This is a genomic window from Streptomyces sp. TLI_146 (genome assembly GCF_002846415.1).
GTDB lineage: Bacteria > Actinomycetota > Actinomycetes > Streptomycetales > Streptomycetaceae > Streptomyces.
Genome location: NZ_PJMX01000001.1, coordinates 5,683,256 through 5,707,412, shown reverse-complemented (window position 1 = coordinate 5,707,412; position 24,157 = coordinate 5,683,256). Strand labels below are relative to the sequence as shown.

The 24,157-nt window shown below is 71.8% G+C and carries 27 protein-coding genes; 4 read left to right on the top strand and 23 right to left on the bottom strand.

The features are described 5' to 3' along the window. Nucleotides 1-232 precede the first annotated feature (232 nt). Nucleotides 233-994 carry an isoprenyl transferase gene (locus BX283_RS25675; RefSeq protein ID WP_101392572.1) on the bottom strand — a complete coding sequence of 254 codons (762 nt, stop codon included), beginning with the start codon at nucleotides 992-994 and terminating at the stop codon, nucleotides 233-235. Between the two features lie 162 nt (nucleotides 995-1,156). Here BX283_RS25675 and mgrA point away from each other — a divergent pair, with 162 nt between their 5' ends. Next, entirely contained in the window at nucleotides 1,157-2,200 is a 1,044-nt protein-coding gene (gene mgrA, locus BX283_RS25670) for an L-glyceraldehyde 3-phosphate reductase (RefSeq protein ID WP_101389851.1), read from the top strand. A 276-nt stretch (nucleotides 2,201-2,476) separates the two neighbouring features. On the opposite strand, the gene BX283_RS25665 is transcribed toward mgrA, so the two are convergent. The 4 genes from BX283_RS25665 to BX283_RS25650 are packed head-to-tail and all read right to left on the bottom strand — an operon-like array spanning nucleotide 2,477 to nucleotide 5,963. Continuing rightward, nucleotides 2,477-2,842, bottom strand: coding sequence for a helix-turn-helix domain-containing protein (locus BX283_RS25665; RefSeq protein ID WP_101389850.1), 366 nt, complete (start codon nucleotides 2,840-2,842; stop codon nucleotides 2,477-2,479). Between the two features lie 34 nt (nucleotides 2,843-2,876). After that, complete coding sequence (locus BX283_RS25660) at nucleotides 2,877-4,388, bottom strand: DUF2079 domain-containing protein (protein ID WP_101389849.1); 1,512 nt, start codon at nucleotides 4,386-4,388, stop codon at nucleotides 2,877-2,879. A 29-nt stretch (nucleotides 4,389-4,417) separates the two neighbouring features. Then, the gene (locus BX283_RS25655; protein WP_101389848.1) at nucleotides 4,418-5,212 is read right to left on the bottom strand and encodes a class I SAM-dependent methyltransferase; all 795 of its coding nucleotides are present in this window, start codon (nucleotides 5,210-5,212) and stop codon (nucleotides 4,418-4,420) included. 43 nt (nucleotides 5,213-5,255) lie between these two features. Further along, entirely contained in the window at nucleotides 5,256-5,963 is a 708-nt protein-coding gene (locus BX283_RS25650) for a prepilin peptidase (RefSeq protein ID WP_373979289.1), read from the bottom strand. Nucleotides 5,964-6,243: 280 nt separating this feature from the next. Between BX283_RS25650 and BX283_RS25645 the strand changes: the two genes are divergently transcribed. Next, nucleotides 6,244-6,606 carry a DUF192 domain-containing protein gene (locus BX283_RS25645; protein WP_101389846.1) on the top strand — a complete coding sequence of 121 codons (363 nt, stop codon included), beginning with the start codon at nucleotides 6,244-6,246 and terminating at the stop codon, nucleotides 6,604-6,606. Between the two features lie 123 nt (nucleotides 6,607-6,729). Next, nucleotides 6,730-7,116, top strand: coding sequence for a VOC family protein (locus tag BX283_RS25640; protein WP_101389845.1), 387 nt, complete (start codon nucleotides 6,730-6,732; stop codon nucleotides 7,114-7,116). 10 nt (nucleotides 7,117-7,126) lie between these two features. On the opposite strand, the gene BX283_RS25635 is transcribed toward BX283_RS25640, so the two are convergent. The 16 genes from BX283_RS25635 to BX283_RS25565 all read right to left on the bottom strand — a co-directional run bounded on the left by BX283_RS25635 (nucleotide 7,127) and on the right by BX283_RS25565 (nucleotide 19,562). Then, complete coding sequence (locus tag BX283_RS25635; RefSeq protein WP_101389844.1) at nucleotides 7,127-7,555, bottom strand: MarR family winged helix-turn-helix transcriptional regulator; 429 nt, start codon at nucleotides 7,553-7,555, stop codon at nucleotides 7,127-7,129. Beyond that, nucleotides 7,555-7,977 carry an SRPBCC family protein gene (locus BX283_RS25630; protein ID WP_101389843.1) on the bottom strand — a complete coding sequence of 141 codons (423 nt, stop codon included), beginning with the start codon at nucleotides 7,975-7,977 and terminating at the stop codon, nucleotides 7,555-7,557. The genes BX283_RS25635 and BX283_RS25630 overlap by 1 nt, the downstream gene beginning before the upstream one ends. A gap of 298 nt (nucleotides 7,978-8,275) precedes the next feature. Then, the gene (locus BX283_RS25625) at nucleotides 8,276-8,932 is read right to left on the bottom strand and encodes an OmpA family protein (RefSeq protein WP_101389842.1); all 657 of its coding nucleotides are present in this window, start codon (nucleotides 8,930-8,932) and stop codon (nucleotides 8,276-8,278) included. 14 nt (nucleotides 8,933-8,946) lie between these two features. Beyond that, nucleotides 8,947-9,534, bottom strand: a complete 588-nt coding sequence (locus BX283_RS25620; RefSeq protein ID WP_101389841.1) for a hypothetical protein — start codon at nucleotides 9,532-9,534, stop codon at nucleotides 8,947-8,949. 26 nt (nucleotides 9,535-9,560) lie between these two features. Beyond that, nucleotides 9,561-10,226 (bottom strand): pilus assembly protein TadG-related protein, encoded by a 666-nt coding sequence (locus BX283_RS41710; RefSeq protein WP_306822866.1) that lies wholly within the window; start codon nucleotides 10,224-10,226, stop codon nucleotides 9,561-9,563. Then, on the bottom strand, nucleotides 10,223-10,453 hold the full coding sequence (locus BX283_RS41705; protein WP_257583829.1) for a hypothetical protein: 231 nt from the start codon (nucleotides 10,451-10,453) through the stop codon (nucleotides 10,223-10,225). The genes BX283_RS41710 and BX283_RS41705 overlap by 4 nt, the downstream gene beginning before the upstream one ends. Before the next feature lie 129 nt (nucleotides 10,454-10,582). Then, nucleotides 10,583-11,299, bottom strand: coding sequence for a response regulator transcription factor (locus BX283_RS25610; protein WP_101389839.1), 717 nt, complete (start codon nucleotides 11,297-11,299; stop codon nucleotides 10,583-10,585). Further along, the gene (locus BX283_RS25605; RefSeq protein WP_101389838.1) at nucleotides 11,296-12,573 is read right to left on the bottom strand and encodes a sensor histidine kinase; all 1,278 of its coding nucleotides are present in this window, start codon (nucleotides 12,571-12,573) and stop codon (nucleotides 11,296-11,298) included. The genes BX283_RS25610 and BX283_RS25605 overlap by 4 nt, the downstream gene beginning before the upstream one ends. An 11-nt stretch (nucleotides 12,574-12,584) precedes the next feature. Continuing rightward, the gene (locus tag BX283_RS25600) at nucleotides 12,585-13,472 is read right to left on the bottom strand and encodes a DUF5936 domain-containing protein (protein ID WP_101389837.1); all 888 of its coding nucleotides are present in this window, start codon (nucleotides 13,470-13,472) and stop codon (nucleotides 12,585-12,587) included. 10 nt (nucleotides 13,473-13,482) lie between these two features. Then, nucleotides 13,483-14,421: a type II secretion system F family protein gene (locus tag BX283_RS25595; RefSeq protein WP_101389836.1), complete on the bottom strand. Its 939-nt coding sequence runs from the start codon at nucleotides 14,419-14,421 to the stop codon at nucleotides 13,483-13,485. Nucleotides 14,422-14,429: 8 nt separating this feature from the next. Next, entirely contained in the window at nucleotides 14,430-15,767 is a 1,338-nt protein-coding gene (locus BX283_RS25590) for a CpaF family protein (RefSeq protein WP_101389835.1), read from the bottom strand. A 17-nt stretch (nucleotides 15,768-15,784) separates the two neighbouring features. Further along, nucleotides 15,785-16,315, bottom strand: coding sequence for a TadE/TadG family type IV pilus assembly protein (locus BX283_RS25585; protein WP_257583826.1), 531 nt, complete (start codon nucleotides 16,313-16,315; stop codon nucleotides 15,785-15,787). After that, nucleotides 16,312-16,698, bottom strand: a complete 387-nt coding sequence (locus BX283_RS25580) for a TadE/TadG family type IV pilus assembly protein (RefSeq protein ID WP_101389834.1) — start codon at nucleotides 16,696-16,698, stop codon at nucleotides 16,312-16,314. Before BX283_RS25580 ends, BX283_RS25585 begins: the two co-directional genes overlap by 4 nt. Then, nucleotides 16,695-17,930, bottom strand: coding sequence for an AAA family ATPase (locus BX283_RS25575; RefSeq protein ID WP_101389833.1), 1,236 nt, complete (start codon nucleotides 17,928-17,930; stop codon nucleotides 16,695-16,697). The genes BX283_RS25580 and BX283_RS25575 overlap by 4 nt, the downstream gene beginning before the upstream one ends. A 7-nt stretch (nucleotides 17,931-17,937) precedes the next feature. After that, complete coding sequence (gene cpaB / locus BX283_RS25570; RefSeq protein ID WP_101389832.1) at nucleotides 17,938-18,642, bottom strand: Flp pilus assembly protein CpaB; 705 nt, start codon at nucleotides 18,640-18,642, stop codon at nucleotides 17,938-17,940. 68 nt (nucleotides 18,643-18,710) lie between these two features. After that, a complete protein-coding gene (locus tag BX283_RS25565) occupies nucleotides 18,711-19,562 on the bottom strand; it encodes a hypothetical protein (RefSeq protein ID WP_180357250.1) in 852 nt (283 codons plus the stop codon). Nucleotides 19,563-19,823: 261 nt separating this feature from the next. Between BX283_RS25565 and BX283_RS25560 the strand changes: the two genes are divergently transcribed. After that, nucleotides 19,824-21,515: a chitinase gene (locus BX283_RS25560; RefSeq protein ID WP_101389831.1), complete on the top strand. Its 1,692-nt coding sequence runs from the start codon at nucleotides 19,824-19,826 to the stop codon at nucleotides 21,513-21,515. 52 nt (nucleotides 21,516-21,567) lie between these two features. Here the strand turns inward: BX283_RS25560 and BX283_RS25555 are convergent, their stop codons facing one another. Together BX283_RS25555 and BX283_RS25550 are read right to left on the bottom strand one after the other, a co-directional pair. Further along, a complete protein-coding gene (locus tag BX283_RS25555) occupies nucleotides 21,568-22,410 on the bottom strand; it encodes a serine protease (protein ID WP_101389830.1) in 843 nt (280 codons plus the stop codon). A 147-nt stretch (nucleotides 22,411-22,557) separates the two neighbouring features. After that, entirely contained in the window at nucleotides 22,558-24,123 is a 1,566-nt protein-coding gene (locus BX283_RS25550) for an AAA family ATPase (RefSeq protein WP_101389829.1), read from the bottom strand. Between the last annotated feature and the right edge of the window lie 34 nt (nucleotides 24,124-24,157).

Here is a 24,157-nt window from a genome sequence, read left to right as displayed (position 1 = left end):
TGCGCGGGCCGAGCTCCGGCCCTCCGCTCCGTCCGTGCACTGTGCACGCGCGTCCTGGTGCAAAGGGCCTCCCGGGTGAGCGGCCACTTCTGGCCGTTCAACTGGAGGGGGTATTCCCTCGAACAAGCGCGGCCATGCACAGGCATATGCGCTTGGTGGGGACCAAAGGGATCGACTCCCGGTCAGGACCCGTCGGAACGGATCGTGACGTGGTGGGACATGAGGGGACGGATCAGGTCCCGTACCGCCGGTGGCGCGCCGCGTAGTCGCGCAGTGCGCGCAGGAAGTCGACCTTGCGGAAGGCGGGCCAGAACACTTCGCAGAAGTAGTACTCGGAGTGAGCGGACTGCCACAGCATGAATCCGGACAGCCGCTGCTCGCCGCTGGTGCGGATCACCAGGTCCGGGTCGGGCTGGCCGCGGGTGTAGAGGTGCTCCGAGATGTGGTCGACGTCGACGATCTCGGCCAGTTCCTCGAAGCTGGTCCCCTTGGACGCGGCGTCCAGGATCAGCGAGCGGACCGCGTCCGCGATCTCCTGACGGCCGCCGTAGCCCACGGCGACGTTGACGAGTATCCCGCCGACGTCATGGGTGGCCTGCTCGGCCTCCTTGAGTACCGACTGCGTCCGCGCGGGCAGCAGGTCCATCGTGCCGACGTGGTGGACGCGCCAGCGGCCGTCCGCCGCCAGATCGCGCACCACGCCCTCGATGATGCCCAGGAGCGGGACCAGCTCGTTGTCGGGCCGGTCCAGGTTGTCCGTGGACAGCATCCAGAGCGTCACGACCTCGACGTCCGTCTCGGCACACCAGCCGAGCAGCTCGTGGATCTTGCTCGCGCCCGCCTGGTGCCCCTGTTCGGGGCTGCCGCCGGACGCCTTCGCCCAGCGCCGGTTCCCGTCCAGGATGACGCCGATGTGCTTGGGCACCTGGTCGTGGTCGAGGCGGCCTTCCACCCGGCGTGCGTAGAGCCCGTACACCAGGTCGCGCAAGTTCACCGATTCCACCCTCTCGATTGCTTCCGGGGGCCGCCGCGGCATCGCACGGCCCTCGCCCAGTGCCTGACGGGCCTGGGGGCACCCCCGAGGAAGGCACAGTACTGCGGACGGGTCACAGCGGCCCAACTCGGCCTGTCACAAGTCCGTGATAAGCAGGGAAACGTGACTGAATCACTCCCCCTCCACTACCTGGCCGCCGAGCACCGCTACGACTCCATGGAGTACCGGCGGACCGGCCGCAGCGGCCTCAGGCTGCCCGCGCTCTCCCTGGGCCTGTGGCACAACTTCGGCGACGACCGCTCCCTGGAGTCGCAGCGCGCGATCCTGCGCCGCGCCTTCGACCTCGGTGTCACCCACTTCGATCTGGCCAACAACTACGGCCCGCCGCCCGGCTCAGCCGAGCTCAACTTCGGGAAGATTTTCGGCCAGGACTTCCGGGCGTACCGGGACGAGCTGATCATTTCCACCAAGGCCGGATATCTGATGCACCCGGGCCCGTACGGAGAGTGGGGCTCCCGCAAGTACCTGCTGTCCTCGCTGGACGCCTCGCTGCGCCGGATGGGCCTGGACCACGTCGACATCTTCTACTCGCACCGCTTCGACCCGGAGACCCCGCTGGAGGAGACGATGGGCGCGCTGGCGTCCGCCGTCCAGCAGGGCAAGGCGCTGTACGTGGGCGTGTCCTCGTACACCAGCGAGCAGACCGCCGAGGCCGCGCGGATCCTCAAGGAGATGGGCGTCCCGGCGCTCATCCACCAGCCGTCGTACTCGATGATCAACCGCTGGACGGAGGACGACGGGCTGCTCGACACGCTCGAAGAGGCGGGGATGGGCTGCATCTCCTTCGTGCCGCTGGCGCAGGGGCTGCTCACCAATAAGTACCTGAAGGGCATCCCGGAGGGCTCGCGGGCCACCCAGGGCAAGTCGCTCGACCCGCAGCTGCTCAGCGACGAGGTGACCCGGCGGCTGAACGGGCTGAACGACATCGCCGCCCGGCGCGGCCAGTCGCTGGCCCAGCTGGCGATCGCCTGGGTGCTGCGCGACCCGCGGATGACGTCGGCGCTGATCGGCGCGTCCAGCGTGAAGCAGCTGGAGGAGAACGTGGCGGCGCTCGCCGGACCGCCGCTGACGGCCGAGGAGTTGAAGGAGATCGACACCTTCGCCGTGGACACCGCGGGCACCAACATCTGGGCCGGGCGCGGCTGATCACCCCGGTGATCGCCAACTGACAGCGGATCCACAGGAACCGGCACCGAGCGGTGCCGACGAAAAACGGGCCGGTCCGTGGGGGGGATACGGACCGGCCCGAGGGGGGGTTTCCACCATAACCCTTCGTAAGTGGTCCTGGGTGCCACGGCATGCCGAAACTACGCTCCGAAACCGCGGGGGCACTGAGGAGGCACCCCCCACGGCTGACCCACAAGGGGGACCCGATGCCGGAACGCTTCTTTGACCGTGCAGGTCAGGGCGGTGCGGACCGGCTCAGGCCACACTGCGTGAGCCGGTCTTCACCTCCAGGATCCACTCCATGTGTGCCTCACCCCACTCACCCAAGGGGGTGAGTGCCGTGTTGAGCGCCTGGCCGCGCGGCGTCAGCGAGTACTCCACCCGGGGCGGCACCTCCCCGTAGACCTCGCGGTGGACGATCCCGTCGGTCTCCAGCTCGCGCAGCTGCTGGACGAGGACCTTCTCGGTGACGCCCTCGACCCGGCGCCTGAGCTCGCCGAAGCGGTACGTGCCGTCGTGCAGCGCCCACAGGATCAGCGGCTTCCACTTCCCGCCGACCACGTCCACCGCCGCGTCGAGCCCGCAGCTGTAGCTGACGTCGCCCTTGGTGTGCCTGCCCATGGATCTCCCTCGTCTCGTACGTCCGTCGCCGTCCTCAACGTCTGAGCAGGGTGATTCCGTCCCGCTGGGCCACGACCCGGTACCCGTAGGCCTGCTCCGCCTTGGCCAGCTCGGCTTCCTGACGGTCCTTCGGGTAGGGCCAGTAGCCCGGTGGGTAGGGCCAGGACTCGGCGGGCACCCGGTCGTAGAGGATCCACTGGGCGGTCGGCGGGGGCACCGCCGCGCCGGTGTCGTACAGCCGCCAGTGGACCGGGTAGGTCGGGAAGAGCACCACGTCGGTACGGGAAGTGAGCTGGGGCACCAGGCGGTTGGAGGCGGCGACGGTGGCGCCGTCGGGGATGCGGCGCAGCAGGTCGCGGGCGGCGGCGATGTGCGCGGTGGAGCGCCAGGTGGAGCGGTGGACGAGCTGGGCGAGCGGGAAGGACGGGATCAGGACCAGGGTGACGGCCGCAGTGGTGGCGAGCGAGGCGCGTACGTGGCGGCGGGCGAGGGCGTCGCCGGTGCGCCGGTAGGGGGCGAGCGCGTCGGTCATGGCGGCCAGCACGACGGGCATCAGCACGGCCGTGTAGTGGAACGAGGTGCCCCAGTGGAAGGCGTTCTGGGAGAGCATCCGCCAGCCGAGCGTCGGCACGGCGAGCCAGGCCAGCGGTGAGCGCAGGGCGATCAGGGCGGCGGGGGCGAAGACCAGGACCAGGGTGGTGGCCTTCACCTCGGGGCGTACGGCGTCGAGCGGGGCGAGGGCGAGGGTGGCGAGCAGCGAGCCGTGGGCGGGTTCGAGGTTGGCGGCGTGGGCGTAGGTGCCGGCCGGGCTGAAGAACGGCATCAGCACCTTGAACTCCAGGGCGCTGCCGAGCAGCCCGGCGGCGGCGGTCGCCAGGCCAAGCCCGCGCCGCCCCTTCCAGGCGATGTATCCGCCGATGGCGGCGAGGGTCAGCCCCAGGTCCTCCTTGACCAGCAGAAGGGGGGCGGCCCAGGCCACCGCGGCCCGCCAGCGCCGCAGGGCCAGCGCCTCCAGGGCGTACGAGACGAGCGGGACGGCGAAGCACACCTCGTGGAAGTCGAACGCCACGGCCGAGGCGATGCCCCAGCTCAGCCCGTACGCGAAGGCGATCACATGGGCGGCGCGGCGGCCCAGCGCCTGCCGGGCGCGGCGGGCCAGCGGCACGACGGCGAGGGCGAGCAGGGCGGCCTGGGCGAAGAGCAGGGTGTACGGGGACGGGGCGATCCGGTACAGCGGCGCGAGGACGACGAGCACGGGGTGGAAGTGGTCGCCCAGCAGGTTGAAACCGTCGCCGCGCAACGGGGCGACGGGGGCGCGCAGTTGCGCGTACGCCTTCACGGCCTGCTCGAAGATGCCGAGGTCGTAGCCGGTGGTGCGGATCAGCGCCTGGCGGCGGGCGCCGACGGCGGCGTAGAGCAGGAAGAGCGCGGCGGCCCACCCCCACCACAGGAGGGCGGGCGGCGCCGTGCGCGGGCCCCGGCGGCTGGGAAGCGCGGCGACACCCCGCAGCCGCAGCGAGGACACTTCGTTGCTGATTGTCCGCATCCGTTCCATATGGTCGGATGCTAGGCCGCTCAGGAGGAGCGCAGGGGCTTCCTCGCCTCGATGAGGAACCGTGTCGTGTGCGCGACGAAGGGCCCGTCGGTACGGATCTGCTCGTCCAGCGCCGCCAGCTTGTCCTCGTACTCCTCGACCGTGAAGCCCGGCACCATCCAGATCACCTTGCGCAGGAAGTAGACGACGGCGCCGATGTCGTGGAACTCGGTGCGCAGCTTCTCCTGGCGCAGGTCCGCCACCTGGAGCCCGGCGGCCTCGGCCTCGGCGCGCGCCTTGCCCGGGTCGCGCCGGCCCCGGACGTCGGCGGACTGCGGGCCCAGGAAGTACTCCACGAGCTCGAACACACTGGCGGGCCCGACCTGTTGGGAGAAGTAGGTGCCGCCCGGGGTGAGCACCCGGGCGATCTCCGGCCACCAGGTCTGGACGGGGTGACGGCTGGTCACCAGGTCGAAGGCGCCGCCCGCGAACGGCAGCGGCGGCTCGTCGGAGTCGGCCACCACCGCGACGCCCCGGGGGTGCAGCAGGGCGGTGGCCCGGGCGACGTTCGGCGGCCACCCCTCGGTGGCGACCGCGAGCGGCGGCAGCTGCGGGACGGCCGCCAGGACCTCGCCGCCGCCGGTCTGCACGTCGAGGGCGGCCGTGGCCCGGGCCCAGCGCGCCGCCATGGCACGGGCGTACCCCCAGGACGGCCGCTCCTCGGTGGCCCGTCCGTCCAGCCAGGAGAAGTCCCAGCCGTCCACGGGGGCGGCCGCCGCCTCGGCGATCAGGTCTTCGAAGGTGCGGGTGTTGTGGTTGCGGATGGTTTGCGCCATGTTGCGGACCCTACGCGTCTTGTACGGCCCAGGGGCGGCATATTCACGCGGCGAGGCCGCCGAGGAGCAGGCCGAGGTACGCCCCGCCGATCATGAAGGGGCCGAACGGGATGGCCGTGCGGCGGTCGGCGCGGCGCGCGAGGATCAGCCCGACGCCGTACGTGCCGCCGGCCGCGAACCCCGCGAAGGCGCCGGTGAAGAGGATGCCCCAGCCGTACCAGCCGAGCAGCACACCGAGGCCGACGGCGAGTTTGACGTCGCCGAAGCCGAGGCCGGCGGGGTGGATCAGGAAGAGCACGAAGTACGCGCCGCCCAGCGCGAGTCCGCCGAGCAGGGCGCGGGGCCAGGACCCCTGGTGGTGCGGGGCGAGGGCGGCGGCGCCGAGGAGGACGGCGGCGGTGGCGGCGAGGGGGACCGTGAGGACGTCCGGCAGCCGGTGCACCCGGGCGTCTACGGCGGCGAGCAGCGCGGCGAGCGGCAGGAGGAGCAGCCAGACGGCTAGTTCGGGGCGGGGGCCGGTGGTGGTGGCGAGGGCGGCGGCGGCGACGGCGGTGGCCGCGGCCCAGCTGCGCGCGCCGCGCTGTCGGCATACCGGGGGGCCGAGCCAGCGGGTGAGCGCGTGGCCCTCCGGGCAGGCGTGCCGCCACGGCTCGCCTGCCTCGACGGCGAGCCGGTAGGCCGCGCGCGGCACCAGCCAGCCGAGGGTGGCGCCCCAGGCGGCGGCCAGCAGGGGGAGGTACACGGGGTGCACCCTAGGGCGCGGCGGGAGGTCTTCCCCACCCCGCCCCTTCTCTAAAGCCCTGGGCGGGCGGCCGGGTGGTGGGGTGAGGCTGCTTTCTGGGGCTGCGCCCCAGACCCCCTGTTCGGCTGCGGACCGTGGTGGGTTGCTCGCGCAGTTCCCCGCGCCCCTAGCTAGTTAGGGGCGCGGGGAACTGCGCGACCAGCCACCCACGGTCCGCAGCCGGAGCGACCGGCCGCCCGCCCGAGGGCTTTCGGGAAGGGGCGGGGTGGGGGCTCTGTAGCGTGGGGGTATGCGATGGCGGGACGGGTTCGGGCAGTTGGTCGTCGAGGGTGGGGGGTCCGTGCCCCTTGAGGTCGCCGCGTCCTATCGGGCCCGTACCCGGGGGCTCCTCGGGCGGGACGGGGTCGAAGGGGTCGTCCTGCTCAGCCCGGCCAGCTCCGTGCACACCTTCCGTATGCGCTTCCCGCTCGACGTCGCCTACCTCGACCGCCACCTGCGCGTCATCGCCCTTCACACCGTCCCCCCGAACCGCCTCACCGCCCCGCGCCCGCGCGCCCGGCATGTCCTGGAGGCGGAGGCGGGCGCCATGGCGGAGTGGGGCATCCGGCCCGGCGTACGGGTGCGCGTAGAACTACATGCGGGCCGCACGTAAGCCGGAAGTCGCCTTGCCCGCCCCGCGCGCCCCTGCTTACGATCACGGCACGGCATCGCGCGTTGGTCACCGGCCGGGTGAGCGTGGAGGTGCCCGTGAGATGCCTGTTGGAGGCATTCCACCGTGTCAGTCGAGTTGAATCACACCATCATCCACTCCCGCGACAAGCGGGCCGCCGCCGAGTTCCTGGCGGACATCCTGGGCCTGCGGGTCGGCGACGAGTGGGGACCGTTCATCCCCGTGGAGACCGGAAACGGCGTCACCCTGGACTTCGCCACCGGTGACCCGGACAAGATCGTGCCGCAGCACTACGCCTTCCTCGTCTCCGAGGAGGAGTTCGACGCGGGCTACGAGAAGATCAAGCAGTGGGGCGTACGGCACTTCGCCGATCCGTACATGAAGCGCCCCGACGAGATCAACCACAACGACGGCGGCCGGGGCGTCTACTTCCTCGACCCGTCCGGCCACGCCATGGAGATGATCACCAGGCCGTACGGCAGCGGCTCCTAGGGCCTAGGGCCTACTCTTCCGGCCGGGCCAGCGCCGCGAGCAGCGCCACCGCCTCGGCCACCGGCACCGGCCGGAAGAACTCCGCGTCCACCGCCTCGACCGCCGCGATCGCCCGCGGCGCGAGCTCCGCCCCGGCCTCCGTCACCCGCAGCCGCTTGGCCCGGGTGTCCGCCAGGTCGGTCTCGCGGACGAGCAGGCCCTTGCCCTCCAGCGTACGGACGACCTGCGACGTCATCTTGACGTCGGTGCCCGCCTGGCGGGCGACCGCCAGCTGGTTGGGGTGCTCGCCCTGCCCGTTGAGCCACCAGGTGCACGCGAGCAGCACGAACTGCACATGCGTGAGGCCCAGCGGCGTCAGGGCCGCGGTCACCCCGCGCTGCCAGCGCAGGGTGGCGTGCCAGAGCAGGAACCCGGGGCTCTCGCCGGGGGTGAGCGCCATCAGTGCCCCGCCTCCGCGAGCCGGACGAGCGCGGCCATGGTCTGCGGCCAGTCGGCGGTGACGGCCGGGCCGATCTGCGGGCCCAGTTCGTCGGCCCCCTCACCGGTGATCTCCATTCGGTAGACCACCCGGGTACGGTCCTGGCCCGCCCGGTCCAGCCGGTGCGCGGTGCGCAGGACCAGGCCGTCGAAGCGGGCCTCGTCCACGAACAGCTCGTTCTCGGCCACTTCGGTGATCCGCAGCTCGATCGGGTCCTGCCCGTCCGCCCCCATGGTGATCCCGGTCCCGGCCGCGAAGGGGCCCCGGATCTCGATCTTCTGGACGTCGGCGTTCCAGACGCCCCAGTTCGGGACGTCAGCCCACAGCCGCCAGACGGCCTCGGGGGCGGCGCTGGTCTCGATGCCGTGCTCGTACACCCACATGTCGGTTCTCCTCTGATGCCTGTGCCGTCGACGTGTCGCGCTTTAACCTTCCCGTAGATTATCTGCGCGCAGACTATCTGTCCATACTTCGCCCACGGCCTTATGGTCGATTCCCGGCCACCTCACGCTCGCGTGCGCTTTTGTCCAAGTCCCGGGTGCGCCCCCGCTGGCAGCCTCTGTGGTGCGCGGGAGCGTCACTTCCTACGGGCGTTGACGGGGGCCCGCGCACATACGGGGCCCGGCCGACCGCACCTCCACCCGGCCGGCCGGGCCCGCCCTCGCTGCCGGGGCCCCGGTTCTAGCCGGAGGCCCCGCGCGGGAAGGACACCTCGACGCGGCGGTTCTTGCGGCGGCCGTCCTCCGAGGAGTTGTCCGCGATCGGGTAGTCCTCCGCGTACCCCCGGATGTCGAACGTGACCGCGCCGCCGACCGCCTGCGAGAGCGCGCCCTGGACGGCGTCCGCGCGCTGCTTGGAAAGGACGACGCCGTGCTCGTGCGTACCGAGGTTGTCGGTGAAGCCGAACACGCGGACGTTCGTGGCCTTCTGCTTCTTGATCTCGTCGGCGATCGCCTGGATACGGCCGGTCGCCTCGGCGGAGAGCGCGGCACTGTCCTTGCCGAAGAGGACCTCGGCCTGCAGGGCGAAGGAGATGTCGGCGTTGGTGTCGGAGCGGCGCTCCTCGCCGCCCATGTCCTCGACGACCGACTTGATGTCCACGACCCTCGGCGCGGCGAGCGTCGCCCCGTCGGAGAGCTTGAGCCCGGGCGCGTTGGCGTCGACCTTCACGGGCGGGGCGGCGGCGGGCACGGCGGTGGGGTTCGGATCGTCGGCGACGGCCGCGCCGGACCCCGCCGCGACGAACAGCAGCACCGCGGCGGCGAGGACCGCGGGGCGGGCGTGACGGCGGCGGGGGCCGGGGGCCGGGGTCGCGGGTGTTGCCTGGGTGGCCTGCATGGGGTGCCTCAGCCTCAGCCGGAGATCTTGATGGTGGCGGTGGGCATGGTGGGGAGCTGGAAGTCGACGTCGGTGACGGTCGCCGGAGGCGCGGGGAACTGGGCGTAGAAGGGGATCTTCTGACCGGCGGTCAGACCCGTCGGGAAACGGGTGCACAGGCACCGGCCGTCGGTGTCCCGCAGGATCAGATAGCGCTTCTTGCCGCTCTTGTCGACCAGCGAGGCACCCGCCATGGAAGCCCCGTTGTCCCGCAGCTCCTGCTCGCTCCCCTGCCAGCCGGGTGCCGTGAAGCCCTGCGAGGAGTTGTTCGCGACCACGCCCTCGACGGTGACGAACCCCCCGGCGTCGCGCTTGGCGCTGTTGATCACGATCTCGATGCCGTCGCCGCCCCGGACGGTCGCCAGCACCTCGGTGCTCTGCGCCGTGGGCGCGTTGGTCTGCGGCCGGGACTGTCCGCCGGGTGCCGAGGCGGGGGTGGAGGGCTTGTCGTCCGACTTCTTGCCGCCGCCGTCCCCGCCGCAGGCGGTCAAGGTGAGAGCCAGGGCGACGGCGGCCGTCACGGCGGCCGCTTTCGTCCGGGCTCTGTTCTCGGCCCTGTCCATCACTCAGTCCTCGCTTCTTCCTGCGCTTACTTCTTGGCCAGGTGCACGGCGAACAGATCGGCCGCATCGGGGAGCAGGTCGAGCCTGCCGGGGTCGACCTCGAAGTCCCGCTGCTTGTCGCAGACGAGCCGGTAGGCCTTCTTGTCCTCGCCGCCGGGGCTGGGGCTGGGGTCCGGGCTCGGGCTGCCGTTGTCCGGGGGCGCGGAGGTCTGCGGGGCGTCGCTCGGCTCGATACCGCACCGGGGTTCGATCACAGCGGTGGCTTTCGCCGTGCCCTTGCTGTTCTCCGTGACGGCGATGACGGACTTGCCCGCCGTCGCGTTGGTCCGTACGGACACGGTGTAGCCGGGCCAGTCGCCCGGCACACAGCTCTCGACCGAGGCGTCGTTCCTGGCGGCCAGGGTGTCGGCGGCCGCGCACGACGCGGCGGCGCTGCCGCCCCGCAGGCCGTCCAGTACGTCCTTCCACACGACGGGGTCGAAGCCGTCGAGGAGCTTGTCGCGGAGCCGGTCGCGGTAGTCCTGCGCGGCCGCGAGCGCCGCCGCGTCCGCCGCCGTCCCGGCCTCGTTGCGCTTGACCGCCGCCTGGCCCACCGCGAAGTACGCGAACGCGAGGAAGAGCAGGCCCGCCACCACCGTGATGTACACGGGGAAGGCCTGCCCCCGGTCGCCGCGGAGGCGACGGGACTTCAGGGGTTGATCTTGTTGATCGCGGCGGTGATCTTCTGGGCGATGGCCGTGCCGAAATTCGTCTGCGTAAGCACCAGAATGATCGCCACCACCACGATGATGATCCCCATGTACTCGACCGCGCCCTGCCCCCGGTCCCCCCGCCGCCGCAGCGCCGTCGCCGTCGTGTTCAGCCAGCCGTGGACCCGGATCCTGGCGGCGGTCGCGGGCTTGAGGAGCTTGTCGTTCATGGTGGTCCCCTCCGGGGTCTACGGCGGTGCCGCGCTCGACAGCCGCACCGTACCCGGGGCCTCCGGTTGTGGCACAGGGCCCCTGGGCCCAATTCCGGGGCCGGGGGGCGAGTCGGGGTCGAAGGGGCCTCATCCCGTCGCTCCCCGCGTGCCCAGCCACGTCGCCACCGCCTGGGTGCGGCTGTTGCTGTGTAGCTTCGCGAAGATCCGGTTGATGTGGTTCTTCACCGTCTTCTCGCTGATGAAGCAGGCGGCGGCGATCTGCTGATTGCTCATGCCCGCCGCGATCAGCTCCATCACCTCCACCTCCCTCCTGCTGAGCCGATGTACCCCAAGTCCCTTGCGAAGGAGCGGAGTTCCCCTCCGGCGCCCTGGTGACGACTGTCCCACATCCGATTGCATCCGCGAAGCCTCTTCGTTCGGATTTAATGAAATCGACCGGGGCATGACACCCGGAAGGGTGGCGGAACAGCCGAGGGAGGCCACTGCGCCCGCCCCCACCTCCCGTACCGCGCCGACCAGTTGTTCCACCGTGAACTCGCCGTGCACGAGATAGCCGCGTGCGCCCAGCCGCAGCGCCTCGCGTACGGTCCCGGGCTCGCCGCTGTACGTCAGCATCATCACCGGCGCCACCCGCACCAGGCGGGGCAGCGCCGTGAGGCCGTCCACGCCGGGCATCCGCACATCGAGCAGGACCACGTCCGGCCGGTGCAGTAGCGCCGCCTCGTACGCCTCGCGGCCGTCCGCCGCCTCGGCGACCACCCGTGTACCGCCGCGGCCGTCGAGGAGCGCGGTGAGCCCGGCCCGTACGACCGGATTGTCGTCCACCACCAGTACCCGGGTCATACGCCGCTCCTTTCCACGGCCCGCGACGGCCCCAGCGCCGCCAGCGGCAGGTCGAGGCGGACCTCGGTGCCCTTCGCCGCCTCGCCCCGGCCGATACGGATGCGCGCGCCGAGGTCCGCCGCCCGCTCCACCATGCCGACCAGGCCGAAGTGGCCCGAGCGGCGCAGCCCGTCGAGCGTGGTGCCGGGGGGCAGGCCGCGCCCGTCGTCGTACACGCTGATGCGCAGGACGTCCCCGACCACCCCCGCCGACACGTCCACCCGGGCGGGGCCCGCGTGGCGGTGGGCGTTCTCCAGGGCCTCCGAGGCGATGGTGAGGAGCTGGCGGGCGACCGGGTGCGGGACCCGTGTGGCGGAGTCGCCCCGGGACAGGGAGTGGTAGCTCACGCCCACGTCCGCGCTTCGGTCCGCGAAGTCCCGCACCCGCGCCGCCAGTTCCGCCAGGACGTCCACTCCCCCGTCCGGGCCCGGCTCGCGGCGCAGGTCGGCGAGGAGTTCGCGGGACTCGGCGGCGGCGCGGCGGGCCGAGCGGGCCACCAGGGTCGCGCCCCGGCGTACCGTCACCGGGTCGGTGCGGTCGGCCGAGGCGGCCAGGCCCTCGGCGGCGAGCGCCACGCCGTGCAGGGTCTTGGCGACCGAGTCGTGCAACTCCCTTGCCAGGCGGGCTCGTTCCTCCTCCACCGCCAGCCTCGCCCGTGCTTCGGTGAGCGCCCGCGAGGCCACCCCGAACCGCAGCAGCAGGCCCCGCAGCGCGACCCCGGCCGCGCCCGCGAGGACGCAGAAGCCGGGCAGCAGCAGGGCCGGGGCGAGCGGCTGGGGGTGGTGCCGGCTCTGGGCCATGTAGGCGAGCGCCAGGATCACGCACTGGAGCCCGGCGAAGATCCCCGCGCCCCGCCACCCGTACACCAGACCGGCGAGCAGCGGGGTGCAGACGACGACGTAACCGAGCGGGGAGTCGGGGGTCGCGGTGAACAGCAGCAGCGCGCCGAACGCGGTGTCCACGCCCAGCAGCCACGGGTGGCGCAGCAGCAGCGGGCCGAAGCGCTCCCAGTCGCGGTAGAGCGCGTACGAGCCCATGAAGGTGATCAGCACGGCTCCGGAGACCAGCCAAGTGGCGATGCCCCGGGCCGAGTTGGCCAGGGCGAAGGGGGTGGCGAGCCCTATCATCGCGAGGCGGAACAGGAAGACCTGGCGGCAGAGCGCCTGGAGGGCGTTGAGCTGGAGGGAGACCTCGGGCTCGGGCGGCGGGCCGTACGGCTGCGGTGGCCTGGGCATGGTGGTCCCCCTCACTTCCCCGTGAGCGAGCCGAGATCGGCCTCGGATCCGAGCAGCATCGCGGACGCCATCAGGATCATGGTGGCGGGCACCATGAACGTGGTGACCATCAGCGTCGCCTTGGGCACCGCCTTGGCGGCCTTGCGACGGGCGTTCTGGGCGTCGGTGCGGCGCATGTCGGTGGCGATCGCTATCAGCGTGTCCACGATCGGCGCGCCCAGCTCCTCGCCCTGCTGGAGGGCCGTGACGAACATGGCGACCTGCTCGGAGTCGTTGCGCCGGCGCAGGTCGTCGAAGGCCTGGCGGCGGCTCACCCCCATGTCCATCTGGCGCAGCGCGATCCGCACCTCGTCGGCCCAGGGGCCCTCGTACTTCTCCGCGACCCGCTCCAGGGCCTGGCGGAAGCCGAGCCCGGCGGAGACCACCACCGCCAGGACGTCGAGGAAGTCCGGCAGGGTCCGCTCGATGTCGTCGCGGCGGCGGCGGACGGCCGCCCAGATGCCGACCTCGACCCAGTAGTACGCGAACGCGACCATCAGCAGGGCCAGCAGGTAGTTGCCGCCGGAGACCATCACCACCGCGCCGACCGCGCCGAGCGCCCCGTACACCGCGCGCCGCGCCGCGTACCGGTCGATGGTCAGACCGCCGGGGTTGCCCGCCATGTCGATCCGGCGGCGCTTCTCGCTGACGCGCTTGGGGCCCATCAGCCGCAGGACGAGCGGGGCGTAGCGGATGCCGAGGCGGTCGATGGCGCCGCCGGTGCGGGTGGTGCGGGTGGCACCGACCTCCAGGGCGAGGGCCAGGTCGCCGGGGAGCTTGGCCTCGGCGCGGTACATCCGTACGCCCTCGAAGGCGCCCAGGACGCTGAGCCCGCCGATGAGTCCCAGGATCAGTTCCATGCCCGCCCCCTCAGACGTCGATCTTCGAGATGCGCCGGATCGCGACGAAGCCCAGCACATAGAGACCGAGCGCCACCACGACCGCGGCCTGGCCCAGGAACGTGCCGGTCATCTTGGCGAGCGAGCCCGGCGCGATCTGGTTGACGAGCAGCATGGCACCGACCCCGATGGCCGGGACCGCGTACGCCGTGGTGTTCACCTGGGAGAGCTGGGTGCGGACCTCGCGGCGGGTCTCCTTGCGCTCCTCCAGGGTGGTGGTGAGGTTGCGCAGCGAGTTGACGACCGCGCCGCCCGCCCGGTTGGAGAGGATCAGCGTCGAGACGAGGACGACCAGTTCGCGCGAGGGCAGCCGGTGGGCGAGCTCGCCGAGCGCGTCGTCGAGGGTGCGGCCGACGGCGAGCTGGTCGGCGACCGTCTTGAGCTCGTCGCCCGCCGGTGCCTCCAGCTCGTCCGCCGCCATGGCGATCGCGGTGCGCAGGGCGAGCCCGGCCTGGGTGGCGTTGGCGATTACCCGGGAGATCTCCGGGAGCTGGTTGATGAATGCCTCGGTACGCCGGGTGCGCTGCCAGTTCAGGAAGGTGTTGGCGGCCCACAGCCCGGCCAGCGCGGCGAGCGGGCCGAAGAAGGAGGCGAGCACCGAGGCGGCCACCACCCACAGCCCGACGACCGAGGCGAGTACGTAGACGAAGAACTCGCCGGGGGTGAGGTCCAGGCCGGTCACCGCGAGCTTGCGCTCGATGCGCTTGCCGGCCGTGGTGCGGCGCAGCCTGCGGTCCACCCCGGCGAAGGGCCGCCGGCGTCCGGCGGGCAGCGGCTCCCCGGCGGTGGAGAGCCGTTCGACCAGGGCCCGGCGCTGGGCGCGGCCCGTGGCGTACACGTGCACACCGACGACCGCCGCCGTGCAGGCGAGCAGCGCGACCCCGGTCGTCAGCTGGGTGAGTGCGGACATGGGCGGTGCTACCTGGCCTCTCGGGTGGTGAGCTGTTCGTCGAAGGACGCGATGCCGAACGCCTGCGGGACGGGCTGGCCCGCGAGGTAGAGGCGTTCGGCGACGCGGCGCGGGAGCGGGAAGTGGCGGAACTCGCCGTGGACGCGCCCGTCGGCGGCCATCGGGCGCGGCTCGAACCGGGCGACGGTGGCGAGCCGGTAGGGGTCGCGGCCGTGCGAGTCGAGCAGGGCGATCTCGGTGACCCGGCGGGAGCCGTCGGCGTGCCGGGTGAGCTGGACCAGGACGTCGACGGCCGAGTTGATCTGGTCGTGCAGCGCCTCGAACGGGATCTTGATCTCGGACATGGAGGCCAGCGTCTGGAGCCGCATCAGGGCGTCCTCGGCGCTGTTGGCGTGGACGGTGGCCAGCGAGCCGTCGTGGCCGGTGGACATCGCCTGGAGCATGTCGAGGGACTCGCCGCCGCGCACCTCGCCGACCACGATCCGGTCGGGGCGCATACGCAGCGAGTTGCGGACCAGGTCGCGGATGGAGACATGGCCCTTGCCCTCGACGTTGGCCGGGCGGGCCTCAAGGCGGATCACATGGGTCTGCTGGAGCTGGAGTTCGGCGGAGTCCTCGATGGTGATGATGCGCTCGTGCTCGGGGATGAGCCCGGAGAGCGCGTTGAGCAGGGTCGTCTTGCCGGTGCCGGTGGCGCCGGAGACGATCACGTTGAACTTCGCCTGGATCAGCCCGGCGAGCAGCATCAGCATGGACTGGTCGAGCGAGCCGAAGGAGATCAGCTCGGGGAGCGTGAAGGAGCGCGGGAAGCGGCGGATGGTGAGGGTCGCGCCGGTCAGCGAGAGCGGCGGGATGATCACGTTGACGCGCTCGCCGGACGGCAGCCGGGCGTCCACCATCGGGTTGGACTCGTCGACCCGGCGGTTGACGGTCGACACGATCCGCTCGATGGTCTGCATCAGCTGCTCGTGCGAGGCGAACCGCATCGGCAGCCGCTCGACCCGCCCGCCGCGCTCCACATAGATCTGGTCGGGGCCGTTGACCATGATCTCGGTGACGGAGGCGTCCTCCAGGAGCGGTTCCAGTACGCCCAGGCCCAGCGCCTCGTCGACGACCCGGCGGATCAGCTGGGCCCGCTCGCCGGTGGACAGGACCGGGCCCTCGCGGCTGAGGATGTGGCCGAGGACGCGTTCGAGCCGCGCCCGGCGCTCGGCGGCGGCGAGCGAGGACATCTCGGCGAGGTCGATCTCCTCCAGGAGCTTGCCCCGGTAGGTGGCGACGAGATGGGCGTCGCCCTCGCCGCCCCGGGTCTCCTCGGGGGCGGTGATACGGGCCCGCAGGCTCATGTGGCGTGCCTCCTCGGTCAGTTGCTCTCGTCGCAGGGCATGGTGGCGCTCTTGTGGACCGGGCCGAAGTGGTCGATGCCGGGGAAGACGGACGGGATGGAGACGGTGACCGTGGCGGTCACCGTGGCCCCGGGGCAGCCCGCCACGCCGATGTCGGCGCGCTTGCCGACCCAGTCGCTCACCGCGGCCTTCCCGGCCTGGGCGGCGCCGCCCGCCCGTTCGGTCTGCGCGCCGGTACGGGCGGCGGCCCGGGCGGCCGTCCCCGCCTGCTGGGCGGCGTACGCGGCGAGCCCCAGCTGCACCCCGGCGAGCGCGACCAGGAGCAGCAGGGGCAGGAAGCCGAGGTACTCGACGGCGGCGGAGCCGCGGTCGCGGCGGGCGCGGAAGGGGCCCGCCGCGGCGACCCGGCGGGTGCCGGACCGGGTCGGCCGGGCAGCCAGGCGGGCGGCCGGGCGAGCGCCGCACCGGGTCCGCCCGGCTTCCCGGCGGGCGCCGCGTCGAATCCACCCCAGCCGCCCCGTGGGTCCGCTCGTACAGGCGTGGGTCACGGCTTCTCCTCCCTGGCCGCCCCCGCGTGCCCGTGCACGGTGAACCCGAAGTTCAACGCGCCCGGGAAGAGCACCGGGACGTGCACGCCGACGGTGGCCGTGAAGACATCGGGGTCGCCGCCACCGCCGCACCCCGGAGAGGCGTCCCAGCCGTCCGGCAGGGCCGCCGCCATCGCCGCCTGGCACGCGGCCGGGCCGCCGCCCTTGGCGGCCCCCGCCCGCGCCCCCTCGTCGGCCATGTGCCCCGCGACGGTGAACGTGTAGCCGGTCAGGACCAGTTGCCAGATCGCGGCGAGGGTCACCAGGATGATCGGCACCATCCCGGTGAACTCGACCACGACCTGGCCCCGGTCCCGGTCGGCCCGCGTCCGTATGCCCCTCATCCGTGCCCCCGGCGCCGTAGCACCAGGGTGCCCCGGCCGCTCTTCTCCGGCGCCGGGCCCACCCCTTTGACGAGGCCGAGCTCGCCCGCGAGCGTCCACAGCGCCTGCTTGACCGTGGACTTGGCGTCCAGGTCGTGCAGCCGCCCGGCGTCGACGACGGCTTGCAGCTCCTTGAAGTTGGCGGGGACGGAGGTGCGGGTGATCCGGGTGCCCGTGACCTTCTGGACCAGCGCGGGCTGGATCTCGGTGGCGCGGGTGTGCCGGTTGACCACGGTCGTGGTCTCCTCGGCCTTGCGGATCTGGAGGCGGTCCCACATCCGGACGATCCGCTTGGCGGCCCGTACCGACACCACGTCCGGGGTGGTGACCAGGAGGGCGGTGTCGGCGAGTTCGACGGCGGCGGCGTTGGCGCCGTTCATCTGGGTGCCGCAGTCCGCGATCACCACTTCGTAGCGGTGGCGCAGGGCGGAGAGGATCTGGCGGGCCGCGCGGTCGGTGACCTCCTCGGCCCGTTCGCCGTCACCGGGGGCGAGCAGCAGGCCGACGCCGGTGGAGTGGGTGAACAGGGCGTCCTGGAGGACCCGGGGCGAGATGTCGGTGATCGCGGCGAGGTCGGCGATGGAGCGGCGGAACTGGACGTCGAGGTAGGAGGCCACGTCCCCGGCCTGGAGGTCCATGTCGACCAGGGCCGTGGTGCGGCCCGACGCCCGGGCGGCCAGCGCGAGGTGGACGGCGGTGACGGTGGCGCCGACCCCGCCCTTGGCGCCGGTGACGGTGACGACCGTGCCGCCGGGGCCGCCGGCCGCCTCGCCCCCGCCGCCGAGGTGGCGGCGGACCCCGACCGACCACTGGGCGGCCACCTGGACCCGGCTGACCAGCTCCTCGTAGTGCAGCGGAAGGGTGACCAGGCCGCGCGCGCCCGAGTCCATGGCGGCGGCGAACAGGCCGGGCCCCGCGTCGGAGGTGATCAGGACGACGCCGACAGCGGGGAAGCGCAGGGCGACCTCGCGCACCAGGTCGAGGGCGGGGACGGGGCCGATGCGCTCGTGGACGAGGACGACCTCGGGCAGCTCGTCCAGGGACTCCCCGGCGAGCCGGGCCAGGGTGTCCAGGAGCTGGGTCGAGTCCGCGACGGGCGCGGCGGGTTCGGCGTCGGGGAGCTGGCTGAGCAGGGTGGTGACGGACCGGGCGGCGTCGGCGTCGGCGACGGCCGGGAGGATCCTGGTGGTCATCCGAACCTCACTGGTCCTTTTCGAGGCGGTACGTACGGTCGCCGGGCGGGACCGAGGGGTCGCTGCCGGGCGCGACGAGCGCGAGGCGCACGTGCTGGGCGAAGGACTCCGCGTACGCGACGCGCTGGGCGTCGAGGGTGCCCAGGGCGAAGGTGATCGGGACGGCCTCGGTGGTCTTGTTGCGGTCGTCCCGGCCGGGATCGAGAGGGGTGAGTTTGCCGACGTCGAGGACCTTGGCGCCCGCCACGATGATCTTCGACTGGGGGGTGTCGCCCTGCTTGGCGGCGGCGAAGGTGGCGAAGATGTTGACCGAGGAGCCGCGCTGGATCTTGCCCGCGACCCCGGTGGACGCGTCGATCATGATGGCGATCTCCTGCTGTCCCGGCCGCAGTTCGGGGCGTTGCGCGATCATGTCGGACTGGAGCAGCGAGCCCTTGGTGAGCTTGGTGACGGCGACCTTCCCGCGGATCGCGGAGAGGTCGGTGACGGCGTTGTCGGAGAGCCACCGTTTGGGCATGCTCGTCCGGCTGAACTGCTCGGCGCTCAGCTCCGTGTTGGGCTTGATGTCACTGTTCACCCGGTACGCCGTCACCTCGGGGCCGACCTTCGAGTTGGCGTCGTGGATCACCGAGAGGACCCCGGCGAAGGCGCCCGCGGCGCACAGGACCGAGACCAGGAGAAGGATGACGCCACGGCGCTGACGGGAGTTCATTGACCGTACGACCTCGTTCGATGACGTGGGACTGAGCGGACAAGGCCACCGGGCGGGCTGCGCGGCGGCTAGCTGTACGTGCCTCCCGAAGGCAGCCGGAGCTCGGGGGCGGGGACGGGGGAGGCGCAGAACCCGCAGCGGTCGCCGATGAGTTCCATGCCGCACCACCGGCACGACTCCCGGCGCACGGACGCCACGAGCTGGTAGAGCACGGACAGGTCGGACAGATGGGCGGCGAACTCGGTGAGCTTGGCCGTCCCCCACCAGCCGGGCGAGTACCCCGGCAGGGGGGCTTCAAGGACCGCGGCGACCTGCCACCCTGCGGCCAGCGTGCCGGTCACCCACTCGGAGGGCGCCGCCGCGCTCGCCACCAGCAGATGGCAGGCGTAGTCGGGCCCCTCCAGGTCGCCCGCGCCGATCCTGACCAGCTGCGGGACCGGGTGGGCGAGCACCGCGAAGTGGCTGCCGGGCAGCCAGGACTTGGCGTGCGTCTTGAGGCCGACGGGGACGCGGTCGAGCCGGGTGACCGAGTTCAGCACGGCGCCCGCGTGCACGTAGTGCGCGAGCAGGCGGGCGGCCGAGGCGAGCACGCCGGGGCTGAAGTCGCACACCGACAGCTGGCACAACTGGCGTGCGAGCACGGCCAGGCCGAGCGGTGGAAGCGGCGAGCGCAGCAGCGCGATCCGGTCGCTCTCCAGGATCGAGCGGACCGTGTGGAGGCGCTGCTCATGGGCGGCCGGGAGCGACTCCGGGTACAGCACCACGAGATGGCCGTGCACGTCGAGCAGGCGGTGCGCGTGGGCGAGGGCGTCGTCGAGCGGCTGGACGTCCGGGGACGAGAAGACCGCCGCCGGGGGCGTGTGTGGATCGGGTGCCGGTAACACCAGGTCCGGGCTGGTGACGGCTATCGCGGTTGGCACATCAAGTCCCCGTTCCCTCGGCCCGTTGCGGGCCCCCTCAGCCGTAAGTGATCACCGCACTTCCCTCCTGAAGCAGCACTGTATCCAGGAGATAGCTGCGGGTGAACAGTCTTCTCGTTTCTGTGATGCCACGAGGGGCGCCAGAGGTCTTGACAAGCCGATTGGTCTGGACCAGTTTGTACGCAGGTCTGGACCAGCTTGTCCGCACGGCGCGCCCCACCTCCCCCACCGACCTCCCCACTCCCCCACCGGAGGCAGCAAGTGAAACGAGCAGGCGGCAGAATCGGCGTGGCCGTGGCCGCGGCCGGCGCCCTGTCCATAGCCGGGCTCACCGGCACCGCCCACGCGGCGGACGTCAACAACGCCAGGAACGCGGGCTTCGAGTCGGGGCTCGCCGACTGGAGCTGTACGGCGGGGAGCGGCGCCGCCGTCTCCTCGCCGGTGCACGGCGGGGCCGCCGCCCTCAAGGCGACCCCGTCGGGCTCCGACACCGGCCAGTGCGTCCAGACGGTCGCCGTGAAGCCCAACTCGACGTACACACTGAGCTCCTGGGTCCAGGGCTCGTACGTCTACATCGGTGCCACCGGGACCGGCACGAGCGATGTCTCCACCTGGACGCCGGGCACCGGCGGCGGCTGGAACCAGCTCTCCACCACCTTCAGGACGGGCACCTCCACCACGTCCGTGCAGGTCTACACGCACGGCTGGTACGGCCAGCCCGCGTACTACGCCGACGACGTCTCGGTCTTCGGCCCGGACGGCGGCGGGGGCGGCGACCCCGCCCCGACGATCCCGGCGGCCCCGGGCGGCCTCGCGGTCGGCTCGGTGACGTCCTCGTCCGTGGGCCTGTCCTGGGGCGCGGTCTCCAACGCGACCGGGTACAACGTCTACCGGGACGGCACCAAGGTGCAGTCGGTGAGCGGGAGTTCGGCGACCGTGAGCGGGCTGAGCGCGTCGACCTCGTACCAGTTCCAGGTGACCGCGACCAACGCGGCGGGCGAGTCGCCCAAGTCGGCGGCGGTCACCGGGACCACCTCCGGCGGTGGCGGCAACCCGGGCGGCGGCACGGTGCCCAAGCACGCGGTGACCGGCTACTGGCAGAACTTCAACAACGGCGCGACCGTCCAGAAGATCAGCGACGTGCCCGCGAACTACGACATCATCGCGGTCTCGTTCGCGGACGCCACCGGCACGCCGGGCGGGGTGACCTTCAACCTCGACACCAACGGCCTGGGCGGCTACACCGTCGACCAGTTCAAGGCGGACATCGCCGCCAAGCACGCGGCGGGCAAGTCGGTGATCATCTCCATCGGCGGCCAGAACGGCACGGTGTCGGTCAACGACTCGACGTCCGCGGCGAACTTCGCCAACTCGGTCTACTCGCTGATGCAGACATACGGCTTCGACGGGGTCGACATCGACCTGGAGAACGGCCTCAACTCCACCTATATGACCCAGGCGTTGAAGTCCCTCTCCGCGAAGGCGGGCAGCAAGCTGGTCATCACGATGGCGCCGCAGACGATCGACATGCAGTCGACGTCGAACGAGTACTTCAGGACGGCGCTCAACATCAAGGACATCCTGACCGTCGTCAACATGCAGTACTACAACAGCGGTGCGATGAACGGCTGCGACGGCAAGGTCTACTCGCAGGGCACGGTCGACTTCCTGACCGCGCTCGCCTGCATCCAGCTCCAGGGCGGGCTCGACCCCTCCCAGGTGGGCCTGGGCCTGCCGGCCTCCACCAGCGGCGCGGGCAGCGGCTACGTTCCGCCGTCGGTGGTGAACGCGGCGCTGGACTGCCTGACGGCCGGGACCAACTGCGGGTCCTTCAAGCCGTCGAAGACGTACCCGGGCCTGCGGGGCGCGATGACCTGGTCGACGAACTGGGACGCCAGGTCGGGCAACGCCTGGTCGAACGCGGTGGGCCCGCACGTCCACGCGCTCCCGTAGCCGGGAGACTCCCCGCGCCCCCTCCGTCCGGGGGCGCGGGGAGTTCCGCCTTTTACGGCTTGGGCAGGGTGCAGCCGGGCCGGCTCAGGTCGAACTTGTTGCCGGTGCCTATGCAGGGGACGATGATGTACGTCTCCTGGGCATAGTTGATCTTGTAGCGGACGGTGACCTTGCCGTTCTCGTCCACCTCGCACGGGTTGTTCTCGGTGCAGCGCTGCCCGTCCTCGTTGCCGGTGTTGTTCACCGCGACCACCTTGCCGGTGGCCGTGTCGATGACCGGGGAGCCCGAGGTGCCGCCGATGGTCTGGCAGGCGGAGGTGTAGCGGACCGAGTCCTTCCAGGTCCAGTCGCCCTCCTTGAGGCGGTAGACGAACCCGTCGATGTTGCAGCTGTAGGTGCGCTTCCAGTACCCGGAGACCACCTTGATGGCGGTGCCCGCGACCGGGTGCTGGTCGTTGAGCGTGAGCGCGCCGATCCCGTACTGGCTCTGGATCTGCGCGTACGTCTTGCTCAGCTCGTAGACCGTGATGTCGGTGTCGGTCATCGTCGCGTACGAGACCTTGGTGGCCCGCAGCGTGCCGACCTTGCTGCCCGAGCCGTTGAGCAGCGAGAAGCTGCGCGTGGAAGGCTGGTCGGTGATGACCTCGCCGGCGGCCGGGAATCCGGTCTCCAGGCAGTGGCCGTTCGAGAGGATGAGAGCGGGGTCGTTCGGCTGCGAGCCGGGCGTGCGGATCAGCGACCCGGAACAGTTGCTGAGCGCGACCGTTCCGGCGAAGTCGACCGCCTTGACCGTCGCCTTGGCGCCGCTGGGGGTGTGCGGCGCCGCGACGACCGGTGCCGCACCCGCTCCGGCGAGCACCAGCGCGAGCGCCGTGCCGACGAGAGGCTTCTTCATGTGGGGGTTCCCCTCTGAAGGGATTCAGGAATGGGTTTTCCTGAAGTTGTCATGCGCATTGTTGGACGCGCCAACACCCCTGGGCAACAGGTGAGTTCAGGACAGTTCGATCAACCGCCCCCACGAATCCGGTCGGTCCCGCACGAATCAGTTCTCCATGAACACGATCCGACGGGCCGGGCCCGGCACCCCCTGCGTCGCCGCCCCCGCCGTGCGGCCCGCCGCCACCGCGCGCTCGCGGCCCCACGCCCGGATCTCCTCGATCTGTTCGGGGTTGTTGCGGCTCAGCGGGATCGTGTTGGCGAAGGTGTCCATGACGAAGGACGGGCGCAGGGCCTCCGCGCCACCGCCGAGGTAGACCTCCGCGCCCACGTCGTGCAGCGCGCCCTCGATGTCGGAGCCCGCGAAGCCCTCGGAGAGGTCGACGAGACGGGCCAGCTGGTCGGCGTCGGGCTCGGCCTTCACATAGCGGCGGTAGTAGAGCTGGATGATCTCCTTGCGGTCCTGGGCGTCCGGCAGGTCCACGAAGAACAGCTCGTCGAAGCGGCCCTTGCGCAGCAGCTCGGGCGGCAGGCTGCGCACGTCGTTGGCGGTGGCGACGACGAACGCGCGCGAGCGGGACTCCTGGAGCCAGAACAGGAACTGCCCGATGATCCGCTGCGGTACGCCCGTGCCGTCGTCCCGGCCCGCCAGGCCCTTCTCGATCTCGTCGATCCACAGCACGCACGGCGCCACCCGGTCGGCGGTCTCCAGGGCCTCCCGGAAGCGGCCCTCGGACTCGCCGAGGTACTTGCCGTGGATGGCGCCCATGTCGAGCCGGTAGAGGGGCAGCTTCCACTCGGCGGCGATCGCCTTGGCGGACAGCGACTTGCCGCAGCCGGGGACGCCGACGAGCAGCACCCCGCGCGGCGGCCGGATCTCGGTGTGGCGCAGGTCCGCCTGCATCAGCTGGTTCTTGCGCCGCAGCCAGTCGCGCAGGTTGGAGAGCCCGCCGACCGTGTAGTCGGCGTCCTTGAGCTGTACCTTCACCAGGCCCGTCAGATCGCTGAAGATACGGTCCTTGGACTGGGCGAGCGCGGGTACGTCGTCCTTCTCGACCGAGCCCTTGGCGGCGACCGTCGCCATCAGGTTGACCGCCTCCGCCTCGGTGACCCCGAGCAGCGTCTCGGCGGCCCGGCGGGCGTCGTCCTCGCTCCAGGCGATCGGGATGATCCCCTGGTGGTCGGTGAGGAAGCCCGCGAGCACCCCGTACATCTCGTCCGCGTCCGGCAGGTCGAGCTGGAGGCTCATGCCGAGCCGCTGGAGCCCGCTCCACACCGGGGTGTCGGTGAGCAGGATGATCGAGCCGGAGTTGTTGCCCGCGAGCCGGGCGACCTCCGCGATGTGCCGGGTCAGCGGGGTGTCGCCCTCCAGGTCGTCCGGGTCGACCAGGACGAGGGTGGCATTGGGGCGGGCGGCGAACTGGGACGCCGCGTACTCCATCGCCCCGGTCAGCGAACGGTCCTCCTGGAGCGGCGCGTTGGTGCGCAGGTCCCGCAGGCCGGTGGCCCGGGTGTAGATCCAGAACGGCATGCTGCTGCGCCGCGGGTGCGTCGCCACCTCCCGCACCAGCCGCAGCGCCCGCTGCTGCTCGATGGTGCGCATCCCGATGACCGGCACCCGGGCGGAGATGTAGCTGTCGAGGTCGCGATGGCTTTCGGCGTAGTTGGGCATGCGGGGGCTTCTCCGGTCGGATCGGTTGCGTACG

Bases quoted from the DNA above. Each gene is read 5' to 3' on its own strand.
- BX283_RS25665 (WP_101389850.1), bottom strand. From the start codon at position 2,842: ATGGGCAGGCACACCAAGGGCGACGTCAGCTACAGCTGCGGGCTCGAC.
- BX283_RS25660 (WP_101389849.1), bottom strand. From the start codon at position 4,388: ATGCGGACAATCAGCAACGAAGTGTCCTCGCTGCGGCTGCGGGGTGTC.
- BX283_RS25655 (WP_101389848.1), bottom strand. From the start codon at position 5,212: ATGGCGCAAACCATCCGCAACCACAACACCCGCACCTTCGAAGACCTG.
- BX283_RS25645 (WP_101389846.1), top strand. From the start codon at position 6,244: ATGCGATGGCGGGACGGGTTCGGGCAGTTGGTCGTCGAGGGTGGGGGG.
- BX283_RS25635 (WP_101389844.1), bottom strand. From the start codon at position 7,555: ATGGCGCTCACCCCCGGCGAGAGCCCCGGGTTCCTGCTCTGGCACGCC.
- BX283_RS25630 (WP_101389843.1), bottom strand. From the start codon at position 7,977: ATGTGGGTGTACGAGCACGGCATCGAGACCAGCGCCGCCCCCGAGGCC.
- BX283_RS25625 (WP_101389842.1), bottom strand. From the start codon at position 8,932: ATGCAGGCCACCCAGGCAACACCCGCGACCCCGGCCCCCGGCCCCCGC.
- BX283_RS25620 (WP_101389841.1), bottom strand. From the start codon at position 9,534: ATGGACAGGGCCGAGAACAGAGCCCGGACGAAAGCGGCCGCCGTGACG.
- BX283_RS41705 (WP_257583829.1), bottom strand. From the start codon at position 10,453: ATGAACGACAAGCTCCTCAAGCCCGCGACCGCCGCCAGGATCCGGGTC.
- BX283_RS25610 (WP_101389839.1), bottom strand. From the start codon at position 11,299: ATGACCCGGGTACTGGTGGTGGACGACAATCCGGTCGTACGGGCCGGG.
- BX283_RS25605 (WP_101389838.1), bottom strand. From the start codon at position 12,573: ATGCCCAGGCCACCGCAGCCGTACGGCCCGCCGCCCGAGCCCGAGGTC.
- BX283_RS25600 (WP_101389837.1), bottom strand. From the start codon at position 13,472: ATGGAACTGATCCTGGGACTCATCGGCGGGCTCAGCGTCCTGGGCGCC.
- BX283_RS25595 (WP_101389836.1), bottom strand. From the start codon at position 14,421: ATGTCCGCACTCACCCAGCTGACGACCGGGGTCGCGCTGCTCGCCTGC.
- BX283_RS25590 (WP_101389835.1), bottom strand. From the start codon at position 15,767: ATGAGCCTGCGGGCCCGTATCACCGCCCCCGAGGAGACCCGGGGCGGC.
- BX283_RS25580 (WP_101389834.1), bottom strand. From the start codon at position 16,698: ATGAGGGGCATACGGACGCGGGCCGACCGGGACCGGGGCCAGGTCGTG.
- BX283_RS25575 (WP_101389833.1), bottom strand. From the start codon at position 17,930: ATGACCACCAGGATCCTCCCGGCCGTCGCCGACGCCGACGCCGCCCGG.
- cpaB (WP_101389832.1), bottom strand. From the start codon at position 18,642: ATGAACTCCCGTCAGCGCCGTGGCGTCATCCTTCTCCTGGTCTCGGTC.
- BX283_RS25555 (WP_101389830.1), bottom strand. From the start codon at position 22,410: ATGAAGAAGCCTCTCGTCGGCACGGCGCTCGCGCTGGTGCTCGCCGGA.
- BX283_RS25550 (WP_101389829.1), bottom strand. From the start codon at position 24,123: ATGCCCAACTACGCCGAAAGCCATCGCGACCTCGACAGCTACATCTCC.